This window comes from Haloferax massiliensis (assembly GCF_001368915.1).
In the GTDB taxonomy this organism is placed as follows: domain Archaea; phylum Halobacteriota; class Halobacteria; order Halobacteriales; family Haloferacaceae; genus Haloferax; species Haloferax massiliensis.
This window is the reverse complement of the sequence record NZ_CSTE01000001.1, coordinates 150,341-162,228: the sequence shown is the minus strand read 5'-3', so window position 1 is coordinate 162,228 and position 11,888 is coordinate 150,341. Positions and strand designations below refer to the sequence as shown.

Sequence of the window (11,888 nt, the reverse complement as noted above, 5' to 3'; positions counted from 1 at the left end):
CTGGGTCGTCCTCACGTACTTCTGGAACGGAGTCAGGACTCGGAGAGCTCTGGCACATTCTCGAACAGCGGGCGGCGTCACCCTAAGCGAGCCCGGAAGACAGAGAGCTGTTCACTCGGGAACGGGGAGACTGCTCGTGAGGAGCTGTGAGAACGCCTCGGCGAACGTCGTGTTTGCGCTCCAAATCGCGATCTCGGGTGCCGATCGGTTACTGCGGACACTCAGGAGGAAGCTATCCGAATCGACGAGTAACAGCCGCACTGCGTGGTCGCCTTTGGACTGTTGCGGTGGGATCGACACGGCGGACACGCAGTCGATCTCTCGCCACTGGTCCGAAATCTCTTGGTCGCTATCCTGAAGCAGGTGTACCGAGACGTCGCGCGAACAGCACGAGCGGACTGTACTCAGGAGTTCGGCATCCGGATGACCGAGGCTCTCGGCACCGTAGATCACTCGCGTTTCGGCTTCGTCGATGAGTTGGCTGGCCCGGCCGATGATCGCCGGCGTGCCCGTGATCGTCCACACGTCTTCGTTCTGTTCGGCCGCCGGTGCGGTCTGCCGTTCGAGCGTCTTGAGCCGGTCGAACGCCGTGTCACGCTTGGATGCGAATTCGCGACTGAGTTGCGACTCGACCTCGGACAGCGATATCGGTTGGAATACCTGTGGATTCGCCTGTTGGACGCTAATGAACCCTCGCGACTGCAGTTCTTTTGCCGTCGTATACACCTGCGAACGGGGGACGTCCGACGTCTTCGCAACCTCGCGGGCCGTTCCCTCACCGAGTTCGATCAGTGCGGTAAACACCCGCGCCTCATACGTAGACAGACCGAGCTCGATGAGCGCGTCGATCGCTTCGCTGTTGTTCATGGGTGAACTACCTCTCGGAGAGTGGTAGCGGTTTGGGTATTTGTCTCCCTTGATTCCGCTCTTTCGTTGCGTGGGGCTCCCACATGGATGCGGAAGGTGCTTGGCCAGACGGACCTAGTCGTACGTCATCTCGGGACGTTCAATCCTCCCTCGACAGAGAGGACTGCCCGAGAGGCGACTTGAGACCGAAATAGATTAGTATCGATGGATTTGAGGATAAGAAAGGTTGGCGTCAAGCCAGCCTCTGTATGGGCAGTCACCGGATCGACCCAACTAGTCGTGTTCGCGGCCAGTTGTTTGATGGCTGTAACGCGAGTAATCTACACCGATTTGCTTACTCGCAACGACAGGCCAGCACCACTTCATCTTGGGTCGGCGGCTCCCGATTTCGGGACCGTATCGCTCCGTATCTTCGGGTCCGTCTCCGTTAGTCCTGCTCCGAATTTCAACGATGATAGTTGGGTCTGTAGATTTATCTTCGAAACGCCCACTGGCTAGTGTATTCGAACATGGACTCCAAGCACGTGGGTTGGGCGGCCGCAGTTCTACTGATACTCTCTTTTACTGCAGGAGTAACCGCCGCGGCGGAGCCATCGACGACAACTGGAGACGTGGCTATCGATGTTTCGGACACACACCAGCAGGTCGAACGGAACAATTCGACCGACCGTTCAGAGCCGAGTCTGACGCTGGTTATCGAAAACCGGACTGTGGCCGACGGGGACACGGTTACGACCGGCGACAACCCCGAACTCACGGTTCGAGCAAACAGTTCAGCGGCAATCGAACTGCTCGTCGTCCGCGTGGATGGAGACAGCCGACGGATATATACGCCGAACAGCACCGCGGTCCAGGAAACGTCAACGCTCGATGTGAACGCTGGCGAGCACGATCTGGAGGTTCTCGTAAAGGAGGGCGGGAGAACCACGACCCACAGGGCAACGATAATCGAGGATTCGATCGCCCCGGCGTTGGTGTTCACGTCGCCGTTCCGGACGGGCAACACCAGTATCTACGAAACCCCCGAGAACAACTATACGATCAATCGGTCTCGAATCAGCCTCGACGGGACGCTCTACGACCACTCGGACGTCGAGCAGGTGTCGATCGAACTGCGGTATCACGGCCAGGGTATCGATACTCCCTGGGGCTTCCGAAAGCGGGTCGTGATCGACGATCCGAACACGTCGATTTCGAAACCGCTTCGGCTAGGGCCGTTCGACGACAGCGTGGGCGCTGGCCAAAACAGTCTCAAGATTACGGTGCTCGATTCGCGCGGCCACCGTCGTCAGTACAATGTCAACATCTACGTCAAAGACGAGACGCCGCCGTCGATTGAGATACTCAACCAGAGCCTCGTCAAAACACGCTCGGCGGTTCGGTTGACCATTCGGGTGACGGACGCGGTCGGCATCCGCTCGATCGGTGTTCGTCGCGGCTCGGCGGACGGCTCGGGGTTGAACTACGAGGTCCAACCGAAGCCAATCGGTGCACGGCCAATCGAACACACGTTCACGAGGACGATACCGATCACGGGAGACCGTCGGAACATCACCATCGTTGCGGACGACGCCACCGGCAACGCGACGAAACGAGAACTCGCGGTGAACGTCACGCAGCTCGTGCAACCGGCCATCGAACTCCAGCCGGACGCGATTCGGGTCAGCGACGGCCGGGTCCACGTCGAGGGTCGCGTGTACGATGGCCGCGTTACCAGCGTGTACGCCGAGACGGTCGGACCGGCCGGCGACACCGTCGATTTAGCGCAGATTTACGGTGGGGGCGTGGCCAGCGACGTTACTATCAACGAAACGCTCCAACTGGACGGGTACCCGGCGCGTGTTCGGGTCCGTGTGACCGATTCGACCGGGAGAGAGCATATCGAGACGGTTCAGGTCGCACCACCGAACGCGACGGCCGACGAACCGAACGCGTCGACGCCGACTCCAGCCGGCTCGGTGCGCACGAACACGCCGTTACCCAGCGTCCCCTCGGAGCCCTCGTCTGACGGACTCATCGACACGCTCGTCGAGGCGGTTAGAAACCTGATTTCGACAGTTACGCGAGGCGAGTCCCTCGGAACGTGACCCGAGAGGGTATCGCCGATGCTCCGTGAGGGTTGGCGTTTCTCACCCCGTTCGTTGCCTCCGGGCGTCGGTCACCGACCTCAACGGCGAACCCCTCGCGCGTTAGCGCGGGGGATGGTAAGAAACGCGGGGGAGCGTCACACTCGCGACGAGCGGATGGCGGTCACGCGCTCGGAGATCGAGTCCAAGAGGACGAGCGTCGGGGGGAGTGTCGCCAGCGACGCGATGAGGGTCAGGAACACGACGCCGACGGTCAGGAAGCCGAACCCGCTGAGAATCGGGAACGGCGACAACACCAGCGCCGAAAAGCCGAACACAGTCGTCATTCCCGACACGCTGATCGCCTTTCCGACCCGAGTGGCTGCGGTCTGAACGGCATCGAGTCGACTGACGCCCGCCTGCTGCTTCTCTTGGTAGTATCGGTCCATCACGATGATGGTGTACTCCGCACCGATCCCGACAGTCATCGCCCCGAGACTCGCACCGAGTGGCGAAACCGGGATGTTCAGCAGATACATGTAGATGTTCTGCCAGCCGATGACGAACACCATCGGGATGAGCGGCGCAACAGCCTTCACCAGATTGCGATAGTACAGGAGGAGCAGGACGAACACGAACAGGACTCCCAGTCCGGTCGTCACGTTTCGTGAGTTGATCTGCTCCACGATGGAGGGCGTCGCAATCGCGGCGGTTCCCGTGATGTCCGCCGTCACTCCGGGCGGCGGACTACTGTACGCGATCGACTCGCGCGTGTTCTCAAGGAACGAGAGGGCCTGCTGGGTGGTCATATCCCGTGCGGAGTAGACCATGATGTGCGCACGCCCATCGTTGTAATACTGGAGTTTCTGTCTCTCGGGGATGGTTTCGAGCACGCGCTTGACGCCACTCTCGGTTTGGGGGATTTGGCCCCCGTTGTGCTGTTTAATCAGCGTCGCTGGCGAATCGACGCCTTGTACCAGCGGGGCCTGTGTTGCGATGTGCTCGAAGTCAAGCATCCACTGCAATGTTGTCGGGTGTTTGAGATTCGTACCGGTCACGAGCACGTCGTAACTCGTGCTCGAACCGCCCCCGGCGACAGAGCGGAACTGTTGGAGGTCGGTGTACGCGGGGAGGTCCTGCGGGATGAACCCTTCCGTATCCGCGAGCGTGTCGAGTGACCCGCCGGCCTGAAAGCCCACGAGAGCGATCAGCAGCGCGATGCTGAGGACGAGCACTGGATGACTCGCGAGCGTCCGCGCCGAACGGCCGAGCAGTTCTCCAACGAGGCCGACGCGATCTGAGTCGCCTTGGGACTGCGTCGTTTCGGCCGTCGTCGGAGCGTCGTCTTCGGTCGGCGTTTCGCCCGTCGAGTCGTCCCGCCGGCGAACCCAGAGGGTGAGAAGCGGGAGGAGAACGAGAATCCCCGCGACGAAGGTGAGAAGCACGCCGAAGATCGAGGTCTGGGCGAACCAGATAATCGACGGCGACGACGTCGACACCCACGTCGCTCCGAACCCTAGGGCGGCGGCGAGCATAGCGACGAAGACCGGTGGGCCGATCCCGCCAAGCGCTTGCGGAAGCGCTTCGCGCGGCGGATGGTTTTCGAGTTCTTCCTCGTACCGCTCGTGGAACTGCACGGAGTAGTCGATGCCCAGCCCGATCAAGATGGGGAAGACCGCGCTGGTCATTGTCGAGTTGGGGACTCCAGCGTATCCGATCGCTCCGAACGTGTAGATGACGCCGACGAAGACGGCGACAATCGGGAGGAGACGGAGGCGGACGCCGCGGAACAAGAAGAACAGCGCCACGACCATGAGCCCGATCGCGAGGCCGAGTAACTGCTGTGTACTCTGCTGGATGAGCGTCGAAAGCTGTGCAGAGAACGCGGCACTGCCAGTGACGGTTACCGTCGTCCCGGCGGGGAACTCCGCCCAGTCAGTCGCTTCTACGGCCTGCGTGTAGATGGGGCGTTCGTCCTGTTGAGAGAGCCCCGTATCGAAGACGATCTGGACGACCGTGTAGTCCGGTGATCCGATAACGCTCCGAATTTTCGCCTCCGAATCGGGGATTCGGCCGTACTCTTGACGGACCTGGTCTGCCGGACTCGTTACGGTCTGGACGTTCGCCTTCGTCGACATCTGCCGGTCGACGCGGTCGATCGCGTGGAGTGTCTGCGGTTCCGAAATATCCCCACGTACGAGAACGGCAATGCTGCCTCGGTCAAACGATTCCGTAAACGCGTCGAACGTTGGGTTGTCCGCAACGAATGCAGCGTCGCCAGTAACGCTCGTGATCTGCGCAGCACCGCCGAACGCTCCGAAGATCAGCAGGACTGCGAGGAGCAGCACTGCGACTGGTCGCTGTTGGACCTGTCTTCCGACCGTGCTGAATACCTCGCGTAGCTTATCCATGGTTACTCCTTGTCCCGTCCATGATCCGTCATCGACGGCGGTAGACGACGGCTATCGCTCCGATCCCGAGGAGTGCGAGAACACCGATTACCGACATCGGGATCGGGAGTCCACCGCTCGACGGGGACAGGGCAATGCCGACCGGCAGGCCGTCAGTGTATTTCGTGTCGCCGTCGGCCTCGTCGTACCGGACCTCGACCGAGGCGTCGTAGGCTTTGACGATCGCTTCCGAGCCGGCGCTGACGGTGAACGTCGCCGTCTTGGTTTCTCCCGGCTGCATCTCGCCGAGATACGCACCGTCGTCGGACGTCGAAATCGGATCGCTCACGAAGAGCTTGGCGTTCGCCGCCGAGATCGGCTCTTCACCGTTGTACTGCACCTCGACGTCCACCGTCTCGGTCGTCCCCGGCGAGACGGCCGTACTGACGTTCACGACCGTGAACGGGTCCTGTTCCGCCCCGATCGAGATCGACTTGCGAATCGGCGACGACGTCGTTCTCACGTCGCCGTCTTGGTTCTCGTATTCGACGATGAACGGGAACGTGTTCGTCCCCGGCTCGGCGCTCGCCGGAATCGAGACGGTAAAGGAGACCGGCTGGGACTCGCCCGGTCCGAGGTCACCGATTGCGGACTCGCCGTTCGTCGGCGTCACAACGGCTGTGTCACCGATACGGACGGCGACGTTGCTCACGGAGCCGCTGCCCGTGTTCACGACCTGCGCGTTGATCTTCGCCTCTCCCTCGTCGACTCTGAAGCGTTTCGTCTCGATGTCTCTGATCTCGAACGTTCGCTCGGGGTTGACCGTGACTCCGGTCGTCAGCGTATCCGAGGTCTCGGTGACTCCGTTTTGGTTCTCGTACGACACGGCGAGGTTGACGGGGTACGACCCGGCTTGGGTTTCTCCCGCCGCACCGACTTGGACGGAGAGGTTCGCCCGCTCACCCGGTTGGAGCGACGGAACGTACAGGCTCGTCGACGACTGCGGGTTCTGCGTCGTTCCGAAGAAGATCGTCGGCGACTGCGTCGTGAGCTGGACCGACGACGACGTGGCGGTTCGCGTCCCCGTGTTTTCGAGCGTGAACGAAAGCTGGCCGGTGTCCCCGGCGAACACCGCGTTGTTGTCGTCGTTCACGACCTCGAACTGCGGACGGTCTTCGACTTCGACCGTCACCGACTTCTCTTTCGTGACCGTCCGCCACACGTATTCCGGGCCATCGACGTTGCCGTACGTGACCATCCGGACGTACTTGTACTGTACCTCGACGGGAATCTCGTAAGTTCCCGGCTCGGCGGCACCGATCTCGATGTTGAAATCGAAGCGGCCGGTTCCCGAGTCCGGGATTGCGCCCGCCGTCACGGTCCCCGTTTTCACGTCGATCGGCGCGTCGATCTGCTCTTCGAGAACCTTCATCTGGACGCTCTGCGCAGTCTGGACCTCCTGTTCGTACTGCGCCGGTCCGCCCTGTTCGAGCCGTCCGTTGTTACTCGCGACGATCGACAGCGTGGCGGACTCGCTCGACCTGTAGGTGTTGTCCGACACGCTTAGCGAGAGTTCCGGATTGCCGTACACCGAACTCTCGGCCGACACCGGGACCGCCGCGATTGACGTTACTACTAGCACACAAAGGAGTATCGCTGATTTGTTCCGTACCATCGTGGTAATATGTTAATTTTCTAACTGCCCACTCGTCAGTCGAGTAACCGAGTCTTCGCTGTTTCCGACGTTCGATTTCACACCTGAGAGGTGATTCGTTGAGGCGTAAAACTCTATCGAACGGTCGTTCTATAAGATCGATTTTGTATATAGCTAGACACTAATAGGCGCAGTATCGGCATCGGCCTCGGGCCGACGACGTGTAACTCAGCGAAGGCGAAAGCTAAATCCGTATCCTGACCTATCTGAGTGTAAGACAAACGTGGTGACTAACAAACTGACCCCGTGGGCCGTGGCGCTCGTCGTCGTCTGTGCGCTTTTCACACCCATGTTGAGCGGATCGGCCGTGGCGGCACCGTCCGGGGTCACGTTCGTCGAGTCACCAATCCAGTCGGACGCGACGTGGACCGAAGACGGCGGCCCCTATCGACTCATTCGGGACGTCGCTGTCGAACCCGGCGCGACGCTCACCATCCGGCCCGGAACGGAGGTCCAACTCGCAGAGGGAGTCTCGCTGACGGTCCGGGGGTCGTTGCACGCGGTCGGCACCGAAACGCGGCCGGTCCTGATCACGCAGAGTGCGAGTTCCGGGGACGTAAGGTGGGAGACGATTCGATACAACGGCTCGGAGTCATCGACGCTCTCCTTACGCAATACGACGTTACGAGGCGGTCGAAGCGGGGTTACGACCACGAGCGGCGAGGGGTCAGTCACCGTCACCGATTCGCGGCTGCAAAACTTCGCCGAGGCTGGAATCTCCGCTAACGGCACGACGACGCCCCCGGTGACGATAACGCGGTCGACGTTCTCCGAGATCGGCGGCCACGCCATCCGCGCAAGCCCGTCGATCGGGGCCGTCGAGGAAATCGAACTCGACTCGACGGACCGACGCCGGAACCGGACCGCACGGCACACGCTCAGACTCGCCCCCGGCGTCGGCGTCTCGATGGAGACGATTCGGCTGCGGTACCCGAGCGCACGGTCGGTGAGAAACGTCGGGTCCGAGTCGCTCGGTCGCATTGGCCTCGACACCGACAGCGATGGGGAGATCGACCAGTCGTTCGACGACGCCGTCTCGGACGTGTCGGTCAGCGGGCGTCACGTGGAAATTTCGCTCTCGAAATCGGAGTATATTTCGAGTCGAGATCGACTCGTCGTCGAGTTCGACGGGGTCGTGAACCCGCGGACGCGGGGGGTGTACCCGGTCGGGGTCAGTCTGCTCGACCGCCGAGTCCCGCAGCTATCGGACGGGGTCCACGCGATGTACGTCGTCGGAGCGGAGACGACGCCGTTCGCGTACGCGCCGCCGACCGACCTCACGCGCGTCCGCGGGATCACCGTCCACGACTCCGAGTTCGATGCGATCGACGGCGCGGGGCTGTTCGCCGACGCGGATATCGTCACCGGCATCCGGGTCAGCGACAGTCGGTTCGCCGACGTGCGGGGAGACGGTGTGGCGATACGGGCCGCCCAGAGCGAAGGCAGTTTCCGTGGTAACAGCATGCACGCGGGCGACGCGGGCATCCACGTCGAGACGCGGGCACAGACGACGCTGGTCGCGACCGACAACCGGATTTCGCGGTCGACGACGGGGATTCGCGTTCGGCAGTCGGAACGGCGAGACCGTGGAGTCACGCGAGTGACGCTCCGCGGGAACGAGTTGGTCGACAACGACCGCAACGGGCTCGAAATCCAGTCCGAAACGAGCGAGGGCGAACTGTGGCTCACGGACAACGTGATCAGCGAAAACGGCCAACACGGGGTCGCGCTCTCCAATTGGGCTATCAGGAACGGTCGGGTGACAGGGAACCGAGTTCTCAACAACAGCGAGGACGGGGTCGCGATCAACAGCCACGTGGTTCGAAACGTCACGCTGTCACGGAATCGAATCGCCGAGAACGGCGGCGACGGCCTCGACCTGTCCGTGCGCGCATTGGCCCGCGATTTCGTCGCGACCAACAACACGATTGCCGACAACCGCGGCCACGCACTGACGGTCCGCTCGGACCTCCTTGTCCACCGGGTCACCGTCGCGGGGAACCGCCTCGCCAACAACGGTGGTGCCGGGCTCCTCGTCTCCAGTCCGCTCACCCACAGCGGGCAACTCAACGTGTCTGACAACGTCATCGCCGCGAACGGCTACGGACTCGTGGCTCGCGGCACGCTGAACGCGACGGTTCGGAACAACGACATCGTGTTCAACACGAATGCGAACGTCCGGCCGCCGCCGGTTGCCGGTGTCGACCCCGGTACCGGGATCTACATCGCCGAGGGGTCCCGCGGTGCGATTCTCGACCAGAGCGACGTCGACGCTCCGTTCGCGGAACTCGTTGCGAACCCGCAACTGCGACAACAGATCGAAATCGCAACGCTCTGGGACGACACGGTCGCCGTCCTTCGCACCGACGGCGTGAGTCACACCCGGTCGACGGCCGAGGGTGCGGTCGATATCCGCCGCGTCGACGACACGCTGCCGACAGGCGTCGAGCTCTCGTACGGCGGGGCGGACGCCGACAGCTACCGAATCGCTAACAACGACGTCTACGGCCACGACACCGGGATGGAGATTAACATCTCCCGGCTCATCACGGCGAACGCGACGGCGCGTATCGTCACCGATTCGATACGGACCGTCAACGCGGAGTCGAACTACTGGGGGGCCGCGAGCGGGCCGTATCACTCTTCTATCCTCCCGGAAGGCGACGGCGACGAAATCACGATAACCAACGGCTGGGTCGACTTCATCCCGGTCGCGGACGCCCCGATCGGTCAGCGTTACCGACGGCCGACCCCGCGGCTCAGTGCGCCGTCGACGGCGTCCCCGGGGAGTCGAATCCAACTCTCGGGGGGCGAAAGCACCGTGGAGACCGGTTCGGTCTCGGAGTACCATTTCGTCGTTAACGGGACGAGCCACACGACACGGGAGCGCGCCGGACTCGGCGTCCGCATGCCGAACGAGACGCTTACGGTCATACTCTCCGTCGAAGACGGCCTCGGAATCGACAGCAACGAATTCGCGACGGCGTGGATTCGCCCGGGACCCGCGGCCGCCTCGGAGTCGGCGAGTTCCACCGAGACCGCCGCGGCCCTGCCCGAGCGTGAGCCGGGGGCGACCTCTGGGACCGGACTGCTCTCCGGGTGGGGCATCCTCGGCGGTGGCTGTTTCTTGGCCGCGCTTTTCTTCGGCGGGTATGGAATGGTTCGGACGGTTCGAAGCCAGCCCGTTCCGATGCGCGGGTTGTTCGTCCAGCTACTCGCCGGGCTCGGGATTCTGGTCTGGCTCGTCGCCGGCGTCGTCGGGTCGAACCGGCTCATGCTCGTCGCCGGCGTCGCCGGGATACTCTGGGCCGGACTCACCGCCACCGCGTATCTCGTCGCGACTCGGACCTGACATCTCGTCGGGGACGACCGTTCGGTGTTCTGTCTTTTCGCCTAGGCGTCGACGGCGTGTTGAGACCGACGCACGGGTGTCAGAACCGTCGACTGCGGCGGCATGTCTGGAGGATTTGGGTCTAAGTAGTGAAAAGACTCATTTATTCTTGGCTCACTGATTTGTTCTGTAGAAATGGAGCGACGCAACCAGATGGTCCCACTGATCGATCGGCCCTCCAAGAGACAGACACCGGTGACGCGGTCGGTTCGGCTCCGAGAACGAACCGACAGCGGTCGCCAAACGAGCGCGGCGACCGGGTCGAGCGTATGACCGGCGGACGCGGTGTTCGGCCCGCTATCGCGGCGACGGTCACGCTGTTGGCCGTCACGAGCGTACTCGTCGGAGGGATTTCGGCGGTGAGCGCACAGTCGGGTCAAATCGTGGTTAACTCGACGACGGTCGAGCCGGATGATCCATACGTCGGTGAGTCGGTCACGGTCAGAGCGACCGTTTCGAACTTCGAGAGTAGTTCCGGCGGCGTGGACCTCAGAGAGGTCACCCTCCGGTCGGGAGGCGTCATCGTCGCCGAAGCGAACAATCTCGGAACGCTCGGTCCGGGTGGGTCAGTCGACGTGCCGCTGTCCACCACGTTCGCGAGCGCCGGGGAAAAACAGCTCAGAGTCCACGTCTCCGGCCGCCAGGAAAACGGGAACGTCGTTAACGTGGAGTACCCGGTCATCGTGAACGTCGACAGGCGAGACGTTCGGGCCGGTCTCTCGGTGGGTGACCAGACGAACGATACCATCGAAGTGGAGCTGACAAATTACGGGAACACGGACCTCTCGGAAGTCGAAATCGTCGCGTCGGTGAACGACTCCGAGGTCGCCCGGAAATACACCGCGGACCTCGGCCCGGACGTGAACCGCTCTGTCGTGTTTGACACCGCAGACCTGAGCGACCAAGTCGTGCAGTTCACCGCGACGTACGTCGTTGACGGAGAGACGTACACGAGCTCGCTGTCGGAGGAGATAGACGACGAGTCGGTTCCCGGCGAGATTCAACTGACGAGCATCGAGACGACGCGAAGCGCCGGAACCGTCACGATACAGGGCGACGCCGCGAACGTCGGGAACACGGACGCGAGCTCGGTCTTACTGACCGTCAAGGAGACGGCAAACGTGTCCCACGGCTCGCCGTCCGGCGGCTATTTCGTCGGGCGCGTGGAGGCCAGCGAGTTCGCCACGTTCGACGTGACCGCACAGCTCAGCGGCGAGCCGACCTCCGTCCCCATCGAGGTGTCCTACATCGTCGACGGCGACCGCGTGACGACGACACAGCAGGTGCCACTCGATGCGAGCGGCACCGCGCCTGTCGCCGGCGGTCCCCAGTCCGATCAGGGCCCGGGTTCGAACGAGTCGTCGTCAGGTGGGTCCCAGCTTCCGCTGCCCATCATCGGGGGCGTTCTGGTGATCGTCGTGGTCGGCGGGGTTGGCATCTATCGCTGGCGCCAGCACTAG

Annotated in this window: 6 protein-coding genes; 3 read left to right on the top strand and 3 right to left on the bottom strand. The window is 62.5% G+C overall.

Features of this window, described 5'->3' with window-relative positions; all coding sequences use genetic code 11:
- Positions 1-111: 111 nt before the first annotated feature.
- The gene (locus BN996_RS00735) at positions 112-867 is read right to left on the bottom strand and encodes a TrmB family transcriptional regulator (protein ID WP_089776747.1); all 756 of its coding nucleotides are present in this window, start codon (positions 865-867) and stop codon (positions 112-114) included.
- 509 nt (positions 868-1,376) lie between these two features.
- Here BN996_RS00735 and BN996_RS00730 point away from each other — a divergent pair.
- Positions 1,377-2,954 (top strand): hypothetical protein, encoded by a 1,578-nt coding sequence (locus BN996_RS00730; protein WP_089776746.1) that lies wholly within the window; start codon positions 1,377-1,379, stop codon positions 2,952-2,954.
- Between the two features lie 137 nt (positions 2,955-3,091).
- Here BN996_RS00730 and BN996_RS00725 read toward each other — a convergent pair whose 3' ends face one another.
- Positions 3,092-5,344, bottom strand: coding sequence for an efflux RND transporter permease subunit (locus tag BN996_RS00725; protein WP_089776745.1), 2,253 nt, complete (start codon positions 5,342-5,344; stop codon positions 3,092-3,094).
- Between the two features lie 28 nt (positions 5,345-5,372).
- Positions 5,373-6,932 (bottom strand): COG1361 S-layer family protein, encoded by a 1,560-nt coding sequence (locus BN996_RS00720; protein WP_089776744.1) that lies wholly within the window; start codon positions 6,930-6,932, stop codon positions 5,373-5,375.
- Positions 6,933-7,326: 394 nt separating this feature from the next.
- Between BN996_RS00720 and BN996_RS00715 the strand changes: the two genes are divergently transcribed.
- Entirely contained in the window at positions 7,327-10,389 is a 3,063-nt protein-coding gene (locus tag BN996_RS00715; RefSeq protein ID WP_089777280.1) for a right-handed parallel beta-helix repeat-containing protein, read from the top strand.
- Between the two features lie 308 nt (positions 10,390-10,697).
- Positions 10,698-11,888 carry a COG1361 family protein gene (locus BN996_RS00710; RefSeq protein WP_089776743.1) on the top strand — a complete coding sequence of 397 codons (1,191 nt, stop codon included), beginning with the start codon at positions 10,698-10,700 and terminating at the stop codon, positions 11,886-11,888.

Excerpts from the sequence above, each read along its gene's own strand:
- BN996_RS00735 (WP_089776747.1), bottom strand. The coding sequence starts at position 867 with ATGAACAACAGCGAAGCGATCGACGCGCTCATCGAGCTCGGTCTGTCT.
- BN996_RS00715 (WP_089777280.1), top strand. The coding sequence starts at position 7,327 with ATGTTGAGCGGATCGGCCGTGGCGGCACCGTCCGGGGTCACGTTCGTC.
- BN996_RS00730 (WP_089776746.1), top strand. The coding sequence starts at position 1,377 with ATGGACTCCAAGCACGTGGGTTGGGCGGCCGCAGTTCTACTGATACTC.
- BN996_RS00725 (WP_089776745.1), bottom strand. The coding sequence starts at position 5,344 with ATGGATAAGCTACGCGAGGTATTCAGCACGGTCGGAAGACAGGTCCAA.
- BN996_RS00710 (WP_089776743.1), top strand. The coding sequence starts at position 10,698 with ATGACCGGCGGACGCGGTGTTCGGCCCGCTATCGCGGCGACGGTCACG.